Below are 18,121 nucleotides of genomic sequence, written 5' to 3' on the forward strand. Positions count from 1 at the left end.
GAACCAATGAGCTTTTTTAAGAAATTAAAAGAAAAATTTACGCAGCAAACCGATTCAGTATCAGAAAAGTTTAAAGATGGACTTGAAAAAACGAGAAATTCGTTTCAGGGAAAAGTAAATGAACTCATTTCTCGCTATCGTAAAGTGGATGAAGACTTTTTTGAAGAACTAGAAGAAGTGTTAATCGGTGCTGATGTTGGTTTCACGACTGTGATGGAACTGATTGATGAGCTGAAAAAAGAAGTGAAATTAAGAAACATTCAAGACCCAAGTGAAGTACAAGCAGTCATCTCTGAAAAACTCGTGGAGATTTACAATAGCGGTGAGGAACAAATCTCTGAACTGAACATTGAAGACGGCCGTTTAAATATTATTTTATTTGTAGGCGTGAACGGTGTCGGTAAAACCACAACCATTGGTAAGCTGGCAAACAAGCTGAAAAATGAAGGGAAATCCGTCATTTTAGCAGCAGGTGATACGTTCCGTGCGGGGGCGATTGAGCAGCTTGAAGTATGGGGCGAGCGCTCTGGTGTTCCTGTCGTTAAACAAACAGCAGGCTCTGACCCGGCAGCGGTCATCTATGATGCCGTTCAATCAGCTAAAGCCAAAAAAGCAGATGTCCTGATCTGTGATACAGCAGGCAGACTGCAAAATAAAGTCAACTTGATGAAAGAGCTGGAGAAGGTCAAGAGAGTCATTGAACGCGAAGTGCCCGATGCACCGCATGAAGTACTGCTTGCCCTTGATGCGACAACGGGTCAAAATGCGATGGCGCAAGCGAAGGAATTTTCTAAAGCAACAAACGTGACAGGTATCGCTTTAACAAAGCTTGACGGTACTGCAAAAGGCGGGATTGTTCTTGCCATTCGCAATGAGCTCAACATCCCTGTAAAACTTGTCGGATTAGGTGAAAAAGTAGACGATCTGCAAGAGTTCGATGCTGAATCGTATGTGTACGGATTATTCTCAGACATGATTGATCAAGAAGACTAATCAAGATGTCGGCAAAACTGCCGGCATTCAGCGTGTAGACAAACCCTCGCATTCTTTGTCAGTCCTGCGTGCTGGTGCTCACGAATGATAAATTCGCTCCGCGCCAGTACTCGTCCTTCCTAGACTGCAAAGGTTTTCTATCACGCTGAAAAGAAGACAAAGTGCTAAAATCAAGTTCATTTTAGCCCTTTGTCAACAATCTGGGGATGCCGGCAAAACTGCCGGCATTTTTATTTATATATCGCCGCAGGAAGTGACAAGATAAAAACTTGACACATAGATTAGAACCGTGTAAACTTAGTTGTTGTAAAGGGAATGAACTTAACAAAGGGGAGAGAGCCCATGACGCTTGAAAAAACAACGAGAATGAACTACTTGTTTGATTTCTATCAATCGTTGTTGACCGCAAAACAAAAGAGCTACATGTCGCTTTACTACCTAGACGATTTTTCCCTCGGTGAAATTGCGGATGAATATGAAGTATCAAGACAGGCTGTTTATGATAATATTAAACGGACTGAAGCGATGCTTGAACAATATGAAGAAAAGCTGCTCTTGTTTAAGAAATTTAAAGAGCGTAAAGAACTTCTCACAAAAATGAGAGAGCTTGTAGCAGATTCCGCGCAAAAGGAAGAAGCAGAAGCTTTAATTGAATCGCTTGAGAAATTAGATTAGGAGGCGGCACAGTATGGCATTTGAAGGATTAGCCGACCGACTGCAGCAGACGATTTCAAAAATCCGCGGCAAAGGAAAAGTGTCAGAGCAAGATGTAAAAGAAATGATGCGCGAGGTACGCCTTGCCCTTCTTGAAGCTGACGTCAATTTTAAAGTAGTCAAAGACTTTGTGAAAAAAGTAAGCGAGCGGGCAGTTGGACAAGAGGTCATGCAAAGTCTTACCCCAGGACAACAGGTCATTAAAGTTGTAAAAGAAGAACTCACTGAATTAATGGGCGGGGAAGAGAGTAAAATCGCTGTAGCAAAAAAATCTCCAACTGTCATTATGATGGTTGGTCTTCAAGGGGCAGGTAAAACGACCACAACTGGAAAGCTTGCCAACTTACTTCGCAAAAAACATAATCGCAAGCCGATGATGGTGGCTGCTGATATTTACAGACCAGCAGCGATCCAGCAGCTTCAAACGCTTGGGAAACAGCTTGATATGCCCGTATTCTCATTAGGTGATCAAGTTAGTCCTGTCGAAATTGCCAAACAGGCAATTGAAAAAGCGAAAGAAGAACATCATGATTATGTCATTTTAGATACAGCAGGACGTCTTCATATTGATGAAGACTTAATGGATGAACTTCAGAAAGTAAAAGAAGTCGCAAATCCAGAAGAGATTTTCCTCGTTGTTGACTCGATGACTGGTCAAGATGCTGTCAATGTCGCAAAAAGCTTTAATGAACAGCTTGGTTTAACAGGTGTCGTTCTGACAAAACTAGACGGTGATACGCGAGGCGGGGCAGCACTTTCAATTCGTGCAGTCACAAATACGCCGATTAAATTCGCCGCACTAGGTGAAAAGCTTGATGCAATTGAACCATTCCATCCAGAGCGTATGGCATCGAGAATTCTTGGCATGGGAGATGTGCTCACGCTTATTGAAAAAGCACAAGCAAACGTTGACCAAGATAAAGCGAAAGAGCTTGAACAAAAAATGCGGACAATGAGCTTCACGCTCGATGATTTCCTCGAGCAGCTTGGGCAGGTTCGCAACATGGGTCCACTTGATGAACTGATCCAAATGATGCCGGGAGCCGGTAAAATGAAAGGGCTCAAAAACGTCCAAGTAGACGAAAAGCAGCTCAATCACATCGAAGCGATCATTAAATCAATGACGACCGAAGAAAAAGAACAGCCAGAGGTCATCAATGCAAGCCGCAGAAAACGGATTGCAAAAGGAAGCGGAACATCTGTACAGGAAGTCAATCGCCTTTTAAAACAATTTGACGAAATGAAAAAGATGATGAAGCAAATGACCAATATGTCCAAAGGAAAGAAAAAAGGCGGCTTTAAATTACCATTTATGTAATTGGTTATACATGATAAAACCGTTGTTAAGAAAAAACACTTTACAAACCCTTTTATCATTGTTAATATACTATCTTGTTGAAATATTTTCGGAGGTGCTAGTAAAATGGCAGTAAAAATTCGTTTAAAACGTATGGGAGCAAAAAAATCTCCTTTCTATCGTATTGTTGTAGCAGATTCTCGTTCACCACGTGACGGTCGTTTCATCGAAACAGTTGGAACTTACAACCCAGTGGTATCACCAGCTGAGGTGAAAATCAACGAAGAATTAGCGCTTAAATGGCTTCAAAATGGTGCGAAACCATCTGATACAGTTCGTAACCTTTTCTCAAGCCAAGGAATTCTTGAAAAATTTCATAATGCGAAAAACAGCAAATAATGAATGAGCTGTCCTTGGAAGAATTGATTGTGTCCATCGTCGAGCCACTTGTTGATTTCCCTGAAGATATTCACGTATCTTCATTAGAAAAAGATGAGCAGGTCATTTACACACTGTCTGTCAATGCTGAAGATACCGGAAAAGTGATCGGTAAGCAGGGACGTACAGCTAAAGCGATACGAACAGTCATGTTTGCAGCAAGTGCAGAGTCTTCTAAGAAAGTTCAACTTGAGATTGCTGACTAAAAAGGGAGAGGGCTTAGGACCTCCCCTTTTTTTACACGTTTAAATCTATTTTTCGTTATACTGTAGAGGACAAATGCCTTCGGATAGGGGGACAAAAAGGAAGATGCAGATCATTCAACATGTCACCGTCATGCAAGTATTAACTGAAAGCAGTAAGGACAAACTGTTAACGACTTTTTTGGAGAAAAAAGAAAGACTAGAACGTGAGTGCAATCAACTATATTTTCAACTAAAAAAGCATGAAAAAGAACCACATCAGCAAGAAGCCATCCCTCAATTTCAAAAAGCCATTGAAAAAAGACAAGAGAAAATGAGGCAAATTGATTTTCAAGTCGAGCAGCTTCATATCTTGCCTCTTGGCAGTGAAATGAAAGAAACAGAAGTGGATGCGCTGATTGAAGTAAAAATAGGTGATAAATGGGATGACAAAATGCAAGACAATGTCATCGTCGTGAAAGACGGCACCATTGTGGAAATACGTCAGGGGTGATTGAGAACATGGAGCTAGAATGGTTGAATGTCGGAAAGATCGTCAATACACATGGAGTGCGCGGAGAAGTACGTGTTGTGTCAAAGACTGATTTCCCAGAAGAACGCTACAAAAAAGGCAGCGTCCTTTATATTTTCAAACAAAATCAAAAAGAACCGCTAAAAGTGACTGTCGCATCACATAGACAGCACAAACAATTTGATTTACTGACATTTGAAGAAGTCGGCTCGTTAAATGAAGCTGAGCAATTAAAAGAGTCGATTTTAAAAGTAGAAAAAGAACATCTTGGTTCATTAGATGAAGGGGAATTCTATTTCCACGAAATCATCGGCTGTGAAGTATATGATGAAGAGGACAAACTGATTGGTCAAATCAAAGAAGTTTTAACGCCAGGGGCAAATGATGTATGGGTGGTTGGAAGAAAAGGCAAAAAAGATGCCCTCATCCCTTATATTCCATCTGTCGTCAAAACAGTTGATATTTCATCCAAGAAAGTACACATTGAAGTGATGGAAGGACTCATTGACGAATGAAAATTGACTTCTTAACACTGTTTCCTGAAATGTTTGAAGGGGTGCTTCACTCATCGATCTTAAAAAAAGCTCAGGAAAAAGATGCGGTCTCATTTGATGTCGTGAATTTTAGGGAGTATTCCGATCATAAACATAAAACAGTGGATGACTATCCGTATGGCGGCGGTGCTGGCATGGTTCTGAAAGCACAGCCTGTATTTGATGCGGTAGAAGATTTAACGAAAAAAGCAAACAAGAAGCCCCGCATTATTCTTGTCTGTCCTCAAGGAGAAAGATATACACAAAAGAAAGCAGAAGAGCTTGCAAAAGAAGAGCATCTTATGTTCATTTGCGGCCACTATGAAGGCTACGATGAGCGCATCAGGGAGCATCTTGTCACAGATGAAATCTCAATCGGAGATTTCGTTCTCACAGGCGGAGAGCTGCCGGCGATGATGATTGCAGACAGTGTGGTCAGGCTTTTGCCTCATGTGCTTGGAAAAGAAGCGTCTCATATCGAAGATTCATTTAGTACAGGTCTGCTTGAGCATCCGCACTATACAAGACCAGCTGATTATAAAGGATTGAAAGTACCAGATGTGCTTCTCTCTGGAAATCATGCCAAAATTGAAGAGTGGCGGCGTAAAGAATCGTTGAAGCGAACCTATACAAGACGGCCAGATTTGATCGATTCTTGCAAAACATTAACGGATGAAGAAAAAAGATGGCTTTGGCAGCTTCATAATGACTAGATTGTATTGCACAAGGTATACAGGTGTGGTATGATACTACTTGTGACTTGGACGGCTTGCCGATTCAAGTTTGAAAACGATGTTCCGCTGCAATGAAGAAAGAGGACATGAGCATCTGTTGGAAGGAGTTGAAAACGATGCAACAATTGATTGAAGAAATCACAAAAGAACAATTACGCACTGATCTTCCTGCGTTCCGTCCTGGTGACACTTTACGTGTACACGTGAAAGTTGTCGAGGGTACTCGTGAGCGTATCCAGATCTTTGAAGGTGTTGTAATTAAGCGTCGTGGTGGTGGAATCAGCGAAACTTTCACAGTTCGTAAGATCTCTTACGGTGTAGGCGTTGAGCGTACATTCCCTGTACACACACCAAAAATCGCTAAGATCGAAGTTGTACGTCACGGTAAGGTACGTCGTGCGAAACTTTACTACCTACGTGAACTTCGCGGTAAAGCGGCTCGTATCAAAGAAATCAGACGATAATGATATCAAAGGAAAGAGCTTGTTACCTGTAACAGGCTCTTTTTTTGTACAATGTATAGAGACAACCGTTAGAAGAGAGAAGGTGCACATATGACAATTCAATGGTTTCCAGGCCATATGGCAAAAGCAAGACGGGAAGTCACAGAAAAATTAAAGCTCATCGACATCGTATTTGAATTAACCGATGCAAGGATTCCGATGTCCTCTAGAAACCCAATGATTGAAGAAATCCTCCAAAACAAACCGAAAATTATGCTTTTGAACAAAGCAGATAAAGCAGATCCTCGTATGACAAAAGAGTGGCAGGCACACTTTGAAGCGCAAGGTGTACGGTCGCTTGCCATTAATTCTGTCGATGGACAAGGGTTAAATCAAATCATTACGACATCAAAAGAAATATTAAAAGAAAAGTTCGATCGAATGAAAGCAAAAGGTGTTAAGCCGCGTGCCATTCGAGCTTTGATTATCGGAATTCCCAATGTCGGCAAATCAACGCTGATCAATCGGTTGGCAAAGAAAAATATTGCGAAAACAGGAGATCGACCTGGTATTACGACGTCACAGCAATGGGTGAAGGTAGGAAAAGAACTTGAACTGCTCGATACCCCCGGAATTCTCTGGCCGAAATTTGAAGATGAACAAGTAGGTCTTAGGCTGGCCGTCACCGGAGCGATTAAAGACTCAATCATCAACTTGCAGGATGTCGCCGTTTATGCGCTACGCTTTTTAGAAGAGCACTATCCAGAGCGATTAAAAAAACGCTATGATCTAGCAGAAATACCTGAAGATACAGTTGAGCTGTTTGATGCCATTGGCACAAAACGCGGCTGTCTGATGAGTGGAGGATTCATTAATTACGACAAAACGACCGAAATCATCATTCGGGATATTCGAACGGAAAAATTTGGTCCCCTCACTTTTGAGAAGCCTGAAAGCTAAAAGACACGCAGCTCATGCGGGTCTTTATTTTTTGCGAAAAACTGCCGATATAAAGAAGGAGGCTGCGGAAAAGCCAATGTACACGGTCAAACAAATAAAAGCATTAATAGAACAACATGCTGACGACGAGTCATACATTCGTGAACTATTGAAAGACGATACAAGAAAAAGTGTCCAGAAGCTGATGGACAAATGGAACAAAGAGAGAGAAAAGCAGCAAGAACTACATGCAGCATGGAAGCAAATGCTGCAATTTGAAACCAAAGCAAAAGCGCAAGGATACACTTATATTGCAGGCATAGATGAAGCAGGAAGAGGACCACTCGCTGGCCCAGTGGTTGCGGCAGCTGTGATATTAAAAGAAGATACCGTCCTACTCGGTTTAAATGATTCAAAACAGCTATCTGAGAAAAAAAGAATGACCTATTATGAGCTCATTCAAAAGGAAGCGCTCGACATCGGCATCGGCATTGTTGATGCGGCAACGATTGACGAAATCAATATATACGAAGCATCAAGACTGGCGATGGTGAGGGCTGTAAAGCAGCTCACTCACACACCTGATTATCTACTCATAGATGCGATGACGCTCCCGCTTCCTACTCAACAGGAGAATATCATCAAAGGAGATGCTAAAAGCGCATCCATCGCAGCTGGTGCATGTATTGCCAAAGTGACAAGGGACCAAATGATGGAAGAGTATGGACGCCAGTACCCTGAGTATCAATTTGAAAAACATAAAGGGTATGGAACGAAAGAGCACCTTGCTGCCATTCAAACACATGGCGCCACACCTATCCACCGGTTATCATTTGCACCAGTGAAATCTGTTATTTCATAAATATTTTGACACAAGGAGGCTGCCTGTGATGACAAGAGTTGAAGATATACATACTGCACTGAATAGTCGGCTGAATACGGCAGAATCTGTTCCGCTTAACACGGAAGGAAAGGAAAATATTCACCGGCTCATTCTCGGCAAAGTACTGAAAATGCTCGGGGATGATACAGCACTTGTTCAAATAGGTTCGACCAAAATCAAAGCGCAGCTAGCGGCTCAGCTCAAAGCCGATTCTTTCTACTGGTTCCAATTAGAACAAGAAGGTGGAGGCAGTCTGAGTAAATTAAGACCTGTTCAGCAATTTGACCAAGATCCTAAAACATTAAAGGATGCCGCAGCTAAACTACTAGAAGGTCTGTCGCTTAAAAATGGACTTGAACAAATGTTAACAGCTACAGCTTTTTTAAAAGAAAAACCGGTCATCAACGAAGCAGAGTTAAAAACGGCAGTAAAATGGATTGAACAACTTCAAGGTGCGGATATCAAAAAAGGTCTGCAAGCACTTCTTTTTGCTTTAAAGAAAGATTTGCCGATTCAACAAGGAGTGCTCCAATCAATATTAGCGATGAAATCCCCCTCTGCACTTCATCAGGATGTGACAGCACTGCTAGATCGATTAACACAGCTTCCGAAGCAATCAGAAGCCACACAGGCTCTTACACAGGCCGTTCGTACGGTTGTAAATGCTGAGACAACCGTTCATGCAGAAAAGCTCTTATCGGTGCTTCTAGGAGCAAAAGAAGGTCAAACGAAGCAAGGAGAAAGCTTGCAGCAAGTGCAGCCTCATGTCAATCCGGCTCAGCAAACAAAGCAGAGCCAGCCCACCGCTATACAACAAGGGCGACAGGCGGATACAGTGAATCAGAACAGCGTGCAGCAATTATTAAGTCCAAAACAGCTCCCGCTTCAGCAAATAGAACGCATTCTGACGAGCATCACAAAGCAAGGTACAGACGGACAGCAGCAGCTTGATGTAAAACAACTCACATCACTGGTTCAAGCAGTCCAGCAGGCAGGGCCACAGGCTGACGCAAAGGCAGCCGTGCTTCAAAGGGAATTTCCGTTTCTTTCAAAAACAGAGGCGAACGCATTGGTAAAGGTCATTCAGCAGACTGAACCAGCATTAGGCAATAAAACCGATGTACTCAATTTACTGATGACGATGAAAAAAGCGATAGGTGTACGAGATGAAATTGGGATGCTGAAATTACTGGAAAAGGGCAGCCAAGATGTCAAAAGCCAAGAGCTTCACCAATTAAAGATGGTTTTAAATGATGCAAGGCAAGCTGATGTTCCCGAGCCCGTAAAAAAAGAAGTGGATCAATTATTCCATAGATTAAATGGGCAGTTACTAGTGCATCAGGAAAACCAAACAGTTAGTCAAATGATGGTTTCTTACCCTCTTTTCTCAAAACATAGTGTTCAAGATTTAACCTTTATTCTAAAAGGGCATAAGAAAAAAGATGGCTCTATTGATATTTCTCAGTGCCGTTTAATGTTTTATTTAAACATGGAAAACTTAGAAGAAACGTTAATAGACTGTACGATTCAGCAAAAAGTGATGTCAATTACAGTCGAGACGGCTCACGAACTGCAAGGGACCATTAATCCAATGATTCCAGCTGTTCGAGAGAATTTAAATGCCCTAGGGTATAGTTTGACGGGGATTACAGCGAAAAAGAGAGAAGAGCCAATTGATCCGTCTGACTTTCTAGATGAACACTTTCATAAAATCAGCGAGAAAGGGCTGGACTTACGAGTATGAAAGATTCAAAACCGCTTAGAAGAGCGATCGCTCTACACTATGATGAAGAAAAACAAAAAGCGCCAAAAGTCGTTGCAACAGGCAGTGGCTATGTGGCTGATCATATTATTGAAGAAGCTCAAAAAGCTGGAGTCCCTATTCAAGAAGACCGTAATTTAGTAGAACTGATGCGCCACTTAACGCTCGATGAGGAAATCCCAGAAGCGTTATACGATACTGTAGCAGAAATATTTTCATTTATCTATCGATTGGATCAAAAAATGAAAAAATAAGGTAAAATAAGTGTTTTGACTGAAAAATTTATATTTTTAATAAAATAAAAGTTTGAATGTTTAGAAGGATTTTACGATTTTACATAGAACCCTAGACATTCTCTTTTTTATTCTTTAAAATGAAAGCGCAGTCTATTTTATAATTTTTGTTTCTACATATGTTGGGAGGATGGGAAATGAATATCCATGAGTACCAAGGAAAAGAAATCCTAAGAAAATATGGGGTTTCAGTTCCAAATGGTAAAGTAGCATTTACACCTGATGAAGCAGTGAAAGCATCAGAAGAGCTTGGAAGCTCTGTATATGTCGTAAAAGCACAGATTCATGCAGGCGGCCGTGGTAAAGCAGGTGGGGTAAAAATTGCAAAAACAAAAGATGAAGTGAAAGGGTTTGCAGAGGAATTGCTCGGCAAGACACTTGTCACACATCAAACAGGGCCTGAAGGGCGCGAAATAAAACGCTTACTTATTGAAGAAGGCTGCGATATTCAAAAAGAGTACTATGTAGGACTCGTTTTGGATAGAGCGACATCAAGAATTGTTTTGATGGCTTCTGAAGAAGGCGGTACTGAAATTGAAGAAGTAGCAGAAAAAACGCCAGAAAAAATCGTGAAAGTGGTCATCGACCCAGCGATTGGTCTCCAAGCCTATCAGGCGAGAGAAGTTGCGTTTAAAATTAATATTCCAACAAAATTAGTTGGTCAAGCTGTTAAGTTTATGACAAGCCTTTACAATGCGTTTATTGAAAAGGATTGTTCAATTGCCGAGATAAATCCTCTTGTTGTAACAGGTGATGGAAAAGTCATGGCACTTGATGCAAAATTAAACTTTGATAGCAATGCCTTATATAGACAAAAAGATATATTAGAATACCGTGACCTTGATGAAGAAGATCCAAAGGAGATTGAAGCATCTAAATATGACCTAAGCTACATTTCACTAGATGGGAATATTGGCTGTATGGTGAATGGAGCAGGCCTTGCGATGTCTACAATGGATATCATCAAGCATTACGGCGGGGACCCTGCAAACTTCCTTGATGTTGGCGGCGGTGCAACTGCTGAAAAAGTAACGGAAGCATTTAAAATCATCTTATCTGATCAAAATGTCAAAGGGATTTTCGTGAACATTTTTGGCGGCATCATGAAATGTGATGTCATTGCAGAAGGTGTTGTTGAAGCGACGAAACAAGTCGGCTTAACATTACCACTCGTTGTACGTCTTGAAGGAACAAACGTTGAATTAGGGAAGAAAATCCTGAGTGATTCAGGCTTAAATATCACTTCTGCTGAGTCTATGGCTGACGGGGCAGAAAAGATTGTATCTTTAGTCAAGTAGAGCAGAAAGGCAGGGAACCTAAATGAGTGTATTTATTAATAAAAATACGAGAGTAATTGTTCAGGGGATTACCGGTTCAACCGCATTATTCCATACAAAACAAATGATTGAGTATGGAACAAATATCGTTGGCGGTGTCACACCTGGAAAAGGTGGAACTGAAGTAGAGGGAGTTCCTGTATTTAATACTGTATCTGAAGCAGTACAGACAACTGGAGCAAATGCTTCTGTTATCTATGTACCAGCACCATTTGCAGCAGACGCCATTTTAGAGGCTGTTGATGCAGAAGTGGATCTAGTGATTTGTATCACAGAACACATTCCAGTTCTGGATATGGTTAAAGTGAAACGCTATATGGAAGGTAAGAAGACAAGACTTGTTGGACCGAACTGTCCTGGTGTGATTACACCTGAAGAATGTAAAATTGGCATCATGCCTGGCTACATTCATAAAAAAGGTCATGTTGGTGTTGTGTCTCGTTCTGGAACGCTTACATATGAAGCGGTACATCAGCTTTCAGAGGCTGGTGTTGGTCAATCAACAGCTGTAGGAATTGGCGGCGACCCTGTCAATGGTACGAACTTTATTGATGTATTAAAAGCCTTCAATGAAGATCCTGAAACGCATGCTGTGATCATGATTGGTGAAATCGGCGGTACTGCTGAAGAAGAAGCAGCTGAATGGGTAAAAGCAAATATGACCAAGCCGGTTGTTGGCTTTATTGGCGGTAAAACAGCGCCTCCAGGAAAACGTATGGGACATGCTGGTGCCATTATTTCTGGTGGTAAAGGAACTGCTGATGAAAAAGTAAAAACAATGCGTGAATGTGGAATTGAAGTGGCAGAGACACCATCTGTCATGGGAGAAACCTTAATTAAAGTGTTAAAAGAGAAGAATCTCTTCGAAGCTTGTAAAACGCATTAATGACACAAGAAGACTTGTTCTTTGACAAGTCTTCTTCTTTCTATCTTAAACTGGAGGAATGGTATGTACAACGTGTCCGAAAGAATGATTTTTCACCGCTTAAAAGGCCTCATCTCACCCTCTTTGTTAACAAAATGGTGGAAAGTCGATCCTGAGCTATATATAAATGAAGAAACACATCATTTCAAACAGGATCGATCATTACAAAAGATCGACTTTACCCGCTTACAACAAGCTGAAGAAAATGAATTCCCCATTTTTCAACACATCGTTCAAGCCTATTTAAAGCAAAATATTCACATGATTCCCATCACATCACCTTTATATCCCAGCTCACTAAAACACATTTATGATCCTCCCCCAGTATTATTCCTAAAAGGAAACGTTACCTATTTAAATGAAGAAAAAAGTTTAGGTGTAGTAGGTACACGAGTGCCATCCTCTTATGGAGAAGCGTGCGTGAAGAAAATTGTTGGAGAACTTGTAGAGGAAGATTGGATGATTGTGAGCGGTTTAGCAAAAGGAATTGATGGACTTGCACACAAAGAGTGCATAAGAAAAAAAGGAAAAACGATTGGTGTTGTAGCTGGCGGCTTTCAACATGTATATCCAAAAGAACATGTGCAAATGGCTCAATATATGGGAGAACATCATTTACTGTTGTCAGAGCACCCGCCTTATATCAAACCAGAAAAATGGCATTTTCCAATGAGAAACCGATTAATTAGTGCCCTGACAAGAGGAACCATCGTGGTCCAGTGCAAAGAAAAGAGCGGTTCGCTTATTACAGCCTACCAGGCATTAGAGCAAGGAAAAGAAGTGTTTGCTGTTGCAGGATCGATCTTTGATTCTAATTCTATAGGTCCAGCTAGATTGATTCAGCAAGGTGCCAAGCTTGTTCATTCAACGAAGGATATTTTAGAGGAATTCTCCTTGAGCGGTGTTCAATATACTGAACTCACATAAAAATATCGTTTGACAAAAGACATCGGAATATTTAATAATAGTGAGGATTTAAGTTTACACTTTGTTTTTCGTGTTTATAATGATGTTCATCATAAAGAATTTTAACGATTGCCTGTTAGATAGGTGCAATTAACATAAATATAAATTTGTGAAATGGATAAAGAGAGAACACCTCTTAAGGGGGATTTTGAGTATGGCTGATTATTTAGTCATCGTTGAGTCGCCAGCAAAGGCGAAAACGATTGAGCGTTATTTAGGAAAAAAGTATAAAGTAAAGGCTTCAATGGGGCATGTAAGGGATTTACCGAAAAGTCAGCTTGGTGTTGACACTGAGCATGACTTCGAACCGAGATATATTACGATTCGAGGAAAAGGTCCAGTCTTAAAAGAATTAAAAACAGCAGCGAAGAAAGCAAAAAAAGTATATCTCGCAGCTGACCCCGACAGAGAGGGAGAAGCGATTGCTTGGCATTTAGCCCACAGCCTTGACCTTGACCTCTCTTCAGATTGCCGCGTTGTCTTTAACGAGATTACAAAAGATGCAATTAAAGATTCCTTTAAACATCCACGTATGATCGATATGGACTTGGTTGATGCGCAGCAGGCAAGACGGATTTTAGATCGTCTCGTTGGATATAAAATCAGCCCGATTTTATGGAAGAAAGTCAAAAAGGGTTTAAGCGCCGGTCGTGTTCAATCAGTTGCACTCCGCCTGATTATTGACCGCGAGAATGAAATTAATGAATTCAAACCAGAAGAATACTGGACAATTGATGGCACCTTCCTAAAAGGGAAAGAAAGTTTTGAAGCGAGTTTCTTTGGCGTAAATGGCAAAAAACATCCGCTAAAAACAAAAGAAGATGTAAAAGAAATCCTTGCGAAATTAAAAGGAAGCAAGTTTTCTGTTGAAAAAGTGACGAAAAAAGAACGTAAACGCAACCCAGCTGTTCCGTTTACAACATCTACCTTACAACAAGAGGCAGCGAGAAAACTAAACTTCCGTGCGAAGAAAACGATGATGATTGCACAGCAATTATATGAAGGAATTGATCTTGGTAAAGAAGGTACAGTAGGTCTCATTACATATATGAGAACGGACTCAACACGTATTTCCAATACGGCAATTGAAGAAGTATCTGCTTTCATTGATCAAACGTACGGCAAGAATTTCTTGAATACAACAAAACGTACTGCCAAAAAGAACGAAAATGCACAGGATGCTCACGAAGCCATCCGTCCGACTTCTACGCTAAGAAAACCAGCAGATGTCAAACACGTGCTAAGTAGAGATCAGCTTCGTCTTTATAAATTGATTTGGGAACGTTTTGTGGCAAGCCAAATGGCACCAGCTGTTCTTGATACAATGAGTGTGGATCTTGAAAATAACGGGCTTACTTTCCGTGCAAATGGAAGTAAGGTGAAATTCCCTGGATTTATGAAAGTATATGTTGAAGGGAAGGACGACCAGTTAGAAGAAAAGGACAAAATGCTTCCTGATCTGAAAGAGGGGGATACCGTTCTTTCAAAAGATATTGAACCAGAGCAGCACTTCACGCAGCCGCCTCCACGTTACACTGAGGCAAGACTTGTCAAAACCCTTGAAGAGCTAGGTATCGGCCGCCCATCGACGTATGCACCAACATTAGATACCATTCAAAAGCGCGGCTACGTGGCACTTGATAACAAACGGTTTATTCCAACAGAGCTTGGAGAGATTGTGCTCAACTTAATTATTGAATTCTTCCCTGAAATCATTAACGTAGAATTTACTGCGAAAATGGAAAAAGAACTTGATAGCGTTGAAGAAGGTACGATTGAATGGGTACGCATTATCGACAGTTTCTATCAAGATTTTGCAAAACGGGTAGAAAAAGCAGAAGCAGAGATGCAGGAAGTTGAGATTGAGCCTGAATACGCCGGAGTTGATTGCGAAGAGTGTGGTCATCCAATGGTGTACAAAATGGGGAGATACGGTAAGTTCATGGCATGCTCTAATTTCCCTGACTGCCGTAACACAAAACCAATTGTCAAAGATATTGGTGTCAAATGCCCGACTTGTCACGAAGGAAATATCGTTGAACGGAAATCTAAGAAGCGCCGCATTTTTTACGGTTGCGATCGTTTTCCAGAGTGTGAATTCGTTTCTTGGGACAAACCAATTGAAAGAAAGTGTCCAAAATGCGAAAATATGCTTGTAGAGAAAAAGCTGAAAAAAGGCATTCAAGTTCAATGTGTGAACTGTGATTATAAAGAGGAACAACAAAAATAGCGGTGAGCAGCCTTGTTCACCTGCTTTTTTATGTCATCAAATAGAACTTACGAAATAGGAGAGTTGTACAATGAGTCAATTTGTAAATGTGATCGGAGCAGGTTTAGCAGGAAGTGAAGCGGCATGGCAAATTGCCAAGCGCGGAATTAAAGTCCATCTGTATGAAATGAGACCTGTCAAACAAACACCAGCTCACCACACAGATAAATTTGCGGAGCTCGTATGCAGTAACTCATTGCGTGCGAATGCTTTAACGAACGCAGTCGGTGTTTTAAAGGAAGAAATGCGTCATTTAGATTCAGCAATCATCGCAGCAGCAGATGAAAGCTCGGTTCCTGCTGGTGGAGCGCTTGCAGTAGATCGTCATGAATTTGCAGCTAACGTCACAGACCGCGTGAAAAATCACCCGAATGTGACGGTCTTTCAAGAAGAAGTGCAAAGCATTCCAGAAGGTCCGACGATTATCGCAACGGGTCCTCTTACATCAGAAGCACTTTCAAAAGAATTAAAATCTTTAACAGGTGAAGAGTATTTATATTTCTACGATGCAGCAGCGCCTATCCTCGAGAAAGACAGCATCGATATGGATAAAGTGTACTTGAAATCACGTTATGATAAAGGGGAAGCGGCTTATTTAAACTGTCCGATGACAGAAGAAGAATTCGATCGTTTTTATGAGGCGCTCATTTCTGCTGAAACTGTGCCGTTAAAAGAGTTCGAAAAAGAAATCTTCTTCGAAGGCTGTATGCCCATTGAAGTCATGGCCAAAAGAGGAAAAAAAACCATGCTCTTTGGCCCGATGAAACCAGTTGGACTTGAAGATCCAAAAACAGGAAAAAGACCTTACGCTGTTGTTCAATTAAGACAGGATGATGCAGCAGGTACTTTATATAATATTGTTGGTTTCCAAACACATCTAAAGTGGGGCGATCAAAAGGAAGTATTCCGTTTGATTCCAGGTCTTGAAGAGGCAGAGATTGTTCGCTATGGTGTGATGCACCGTAATACATTTATTAACTCGCCAAGCCTTCTAAAACCGACGTATCAATTTAAAAATAGAGATGACTTATTCTTTGCCGGACAAATGACTGGTGTTGAAGGATATGTTGAGTCCGCGGCTTCAGGACTAGTGGCTGGAATCAATGCAGCTCGTTTTGTTAAAGGAGAAGAGCTTGTGACACTTCCAGAAGAAACAGCGATTGGCAGTATGGCTTACTACATCACATCAACAAACAAGAAAAGCTTCCAGCCGATGAATGCAAACTTTGGATTGCTGAAAGATCTTGGCGTTCGAATTAAAAACAAACAAGAGCGCTATGCAGAGTACGCTAAACGCGCAATCGAAACTATTCAAACTATTTCGAAATCTCTGTAGTAAAACATTGCACGGAAAGCAAGATATGTGATACCATTTAAAAGCCTTAAAGAGGTGTAAAAATGACAGATAAACAGCGTCTTGTCCACTTATTCATTGAATATTTGCAGATTGAAAAGAACTATTCAGCTTTAACGATCTCAGGTTATACTGAGGCGATTGAAGAGTTTGTCAGATTTATGAACATTCAAGGAATAGACGGTTTTGAAGAGGTATCCTATCAAGATACGAGAATTTATTTAACAGAAGCTTATGAAAAAGGCCTTACAAGAAGAACGATTAGTAAGAAAGTCTCTGCACTTCGCAGCTTTTATAAATTTTTATTAAGAGAACAGCTTGTGAAAGAAAATCCTTTTTTACTCGTTAGCTTACCAAAGCAGGATAAGCGAATTCCTTCATTTTTGTATGAAGAGGAACTAAAAGAGCTATTTACAGTTTCTGATGTAAATACACCGCTTGGTCAAAGAAATCAAGCCATTTTAGAACTACTTTATGCAACAGGTATGAGGGTCAGTGAGTTATGTTCATTAAAAGAATCTGATCTTGATTTATCGATGGATACAGTGCTTGTACATGGGAAAGGCAGCAAACAGCGGTATGTACCTTTCGGATCTTATGCATATGAAGCGCTCTCCACATATTTAGAGGATGGAAGGCAGAAGCTGAAAGTGAAGGGAAAGGATCGTGCTGATTCACATGTGTTTTTGAATCAGCGCGGAGCTCCTCTTACAGATAGAGGCGTTCGATTCATTCTAACTGAATTAATGAAAAAGGCGTCTGGCACATTACATATCCATCCACACATGTTAAGGCACACCTTTGCTACGCATCTTTTAAACGAGGGAGCGGATTTAAGAAGTGTTCAAGAACTTCTCGGTCACTCAAATTTATCATCAACACAGGTGTACACGCATGTATCAAAAGATTCTTTAAGAAAAACGTACATGTCTCATCACCCAAGGGCTTTTAAACGATCCTAAAAGGAGGTTTTTTCATGTCATCATTTCATGCAACCACAATCTTTGCCGTTCAACATAAAGGAAAAAGTGCGATGGCTGGAGACGGTCAAGTCACTTTTGGGCAGGCTGTCGTCATGAAACACACAGCAAAAAAAGTGCGCCGTCTTTTCGGAGGCAAAGTACTCGCAGGTTTTGCTGGTTCAGTTGCAGATGCATTTACACTCTTTGAGAAGTTTGAAACGAAGCTTGAAGAATACGGTGGTAACCTAAAACGAGCAGCTGTAGAACTGGCGAAAGAATGGCGGAGTGACAAGATGCTCAGACAGCTTGAGGCCATGCTTATCGTCATGAATAAAGAAAGCATCCTGCTCGTATCTGGAACAGGAGAGGTCATCGAGCCAGACGATGGCATTTTGGCTATCGGGTCAGGCGGCAACTACGCGCTTAGCGCCGGGAGAGCACTCAAAAAACATGCAGGTGACCATCTCTCAGCTCGAGAGATTGCAAAGGCGGCTCTTGAAACGGCCGGAGAAATCTGTGTCTACACGAACGATCAAATCACTTTAGAAGAGCTTGAATAGAAAGG

Annotated in this window: 20 protein-coding genes; all 20 read left to right on the forward strand. The window is 41.1% G+C overall.

What is annotated here, in order from left to right; translation table 11 throughout:
- Positions 1 to 6 precede the first annotated feature (6 nt).
- The 20 genes from ftsY to hslV all read left to right on the forward strand — a co-directional run bounded on the left by ftsY (position 7) and on the right by hslV (position 18,116).
- The gene (gene ftsY / locus ID12_RS12455; protein ID WP_017359097.1) at positions 7 to 993 is read left to right on the forward strand and encodes a signal recognition particle-docking protein FtsY; all 987 of its coding nucleotides are present in this window, start codon (positions 7 to 9) and stop codon (positions 991 to 993) included.
- 342 nt (positions 994 to 1,335) lie between these two features.
- Complete coding sequence (locus ID12_RS12460; RefSeq protein WP_008344844.1) at positions 1,336 to 1,668, forward strand: putative DNA-binding protein; 333 nt, start codon at positions 1,336 to 1,338, stop codon at positions 1,666 to 1,668.
- 13 nt (positions 1,669 to 1,681) lie between these two features.
- Positions 1,682 to 3,025 carry a signal recognition particle protein gene (gene ffh, locus ID12_RS12465; RefSeq protein ID WP_008344842.1) on the forward strand — a complete coding sequence of 448 codons (1,344 nt, stop codon included), beginning with the start codon at positions 1,682 to 1,684 and terminating at the stop codon, positions 3,023 to 3,025.
- Between the two features lie 105 nt (positions 3,026 to 3,130).
- Entirely contained in the window at positions 3,131 to 3,403 is a 273-nt protein-coding gene (rpsP, locus tag ID12_RS12470) for a 30S ribosomal protein S16 (RefSeq protein ID WP_008344841.1), read from the forward strand.
- Positions 3,403 to 3,648: a KH domain-containing protein gene (locus tag ID12_RS12475; RefSeq protein ID WP_012009937.1), complete on the forward strand. Its 246-nt coding sequence runs from the start codon at positions 3,403 to 3,405 to the stop codon at positions 3,646 to 3,648. Before rpsP ends, ID12_RS12475 begins: the two co-directional genes overlap by 1 nt.
- A 103-nt stretch (positions 3,649 to 3,751) precedes the next feature.
- Complete coding sequence (locus tag ID12_RS12480) at positions 3,752 to 4,138, forward strand: YlqD family protein (RefSeq protein WP_008344839.1); 387 nt, start codon at positions 3,752 to 3,754, stop codon at positions 4,136 to 4,138.
- A gap of 8 nt (positions 4,139 to 4,146) precedes the next feature.
- Entirely contained in the window at positions 4,147 to 4,671 is a 525-nt protein-coding gene (gene rimM / locus ID12_RS12485; protein WP_008344836.1) for a ribosome maturation factor RimM, read from the forward strand.
- Positions 4,668 to 5,402 carry a tRNA (guanosine(37)-N1)-methyltransferase TrmD gene (trmD, locus tag ID12_RS12490; protein ID WP_007499635.1) on the forward strand — a complete coding sequence of 245 codons (735 nt, stop codon included), beginning with the start codon at positions 4,668 to 4,670 and terminating at the stop codon, positions 5,400 to 5,402. Before rimM ends, trmD begins: the two co-directional genes overlap by 4 nt.
- A gap of 137 nt (positions 5,403 to 5,539) precedes the next feature.
- Positions 5,540 to 5,887 carry a 50S ribosomal protein L19 gene (gene rplS / locus ID12_RS12495; protein ID WP_008344834.1) on the forward strand — a complete coding sequence of 116 codons (348 nt, stop codon included), beginning with the start codon at positions 5,540 to 5,542 and terminating at the stop codon, positions 5,885 to 5,887.
- A 90-nt stretch (positions 5,888 to 5,977) separates the two neighbouring features.
- Positions 5,978 to 6,826 (forward strand): ribosome biogenesis GTPase YlqF, encoded by an 849-nt coding sequence (gene ylqF, locus ID12_RS12500; RefSeq protein WP_007499632.1) that lies wholly within the window; start codon positions 5,978 to 5,980, stop codon positions 6,824 to 6,826.
- Positions 6,827 to 6,902: 76 nt separating this feature from the next.
- A complete protein-coding gene (locus ID12_RS12505) occupies positions 6,903 to 7,667 on the forward strand; it encodes a ribonuclease HII (protein ID WP_046526651.1) in 765 nt (254 codons plus the stop codon).
- Positions 7,668 to 7,695: 28 nt separating this feature from the next.
- Positions 7,696 to 9,432 carry a hypothetical protein gene (locus tag ID12_RS12510; protein ID WP_050827260.1) on the forward strand — a complete coding sequence of 579 codons (1,737 nt, stop codon included), beginning with the start codon at positions 7,696 to 7,698 and terminating at the stop codon, positions 9,430 to 9,432.
- Positions 9,429 to 9,704, forward strand: coding sequence for a FlhB-like flagellar biosynthesis protein (locus ID12_RS12515; RefSeq protein WP_048002829.1), 276 nt, complete (start codon positions 9,429 to 9,431; stop codon positions 9,702 to 9,704). Before ID12_RS12510 ends, ID12_RS12515 begins: the two co-directional genes overlap by 4 nt.
- 176 nt (positions 9,705 to 9,880) lie before the next feature.
- Positions 9,881 to 11,041, forward strand: coding sequence for an ADP-forming succinate--CoA ligase subunit beta (sucC, locus tag ID12_RS12520; protein WP_008344824.1), 1,161 nt, complete (start codon positions 9,881 to 9,883; stop codon positions 11,039 to 11,041).
- Between the two features lie 22 nt (positions 11,042 to 11,063).
- Positions 11,064 to 11,966, forward strand: a complete 903-nt coding sequence (sucD, locus tag ID12_RS12525; RefSeq protein WP_007499624.1) for a succinate--CoA ligase subunit alpha — start codon at positions 11,064 to 11,066, stop codon at positions 11,964 to 11,966.
- 63 nt (positions 11,967 to 12,029) lie between these two features.
- Entirely contained in the window at positions 12,030 to 12,932 is a 903-nt protein-coding gene (gene dprA / locus ID12_RS12530; RefSeq protein ID WP_017367240.1) for a DNA-processing protein DprA, read from the forward strand.
- 193 nt (positions 12,933 to 13,125) lie between these two features.
- Positions 13,126 to 15,201, forward strand: a complete 2,076-nt coding sequence (gene topA / locus ID12_RS12535; RefSeq protein ID WP_046526653.1) for a type I DNA topoisomerase — start codon at positions 13,126 to 13,128, stop codon at positions 15,199 to 15,201.
- 70 nt (positions 15,202 to 15,271) lie between these two features.
- A complete protein-coding gene (trmFO, locus tag ID12_RS12540; protein ID WP_007499618.1) occupies positions 15,272 to 16,576 on the forward strand; it encodes an FADH(2)-oxidizing methylenetetrahydrofolate--tRNA-(uracil(54)-C(5))-methyltransferase TrmFO in 1,305 nt (434 codons plus the stop codon).
- Between the two features lie 62 nt (positions 16,577 to 16,638).
- Positions 16,639 to 17,556: a tyrosine recombinase XerC gene (gene xerC / locus ID12_RS12545; protein ID WP_050827261.1), complete on the forward strand. Its 918-nt coding sequence runs from the start codon at positions 16,639 to 16,641 to the stop codon at positions 17,554 to 17,556.
- A 14-nt stretch (positions 17,557 to 17,570) separates the two neighbouring features.
- Entirely contained in the window at positions 17,571 to 18,116 is a 546-nt protein-coding gene (gene hslV / locus ID12_RS12550) for an ATP-dependent protease subunit HslV (RefSeq protein WP_007499614.1), read from the forward strand.
- Positions 18,117 to 18,121: the final 5 nt, after the last annotated feature.

The organism is Bacillus altitudinis, from assembly GCF_001191605.1.
In the GTDB taxonomy this organism is placed as follows: Bacteria; Bacillota; Bacilli; order Bacillales; family Bacillaceae; genus Bacillus; species Bacillus altitudinis.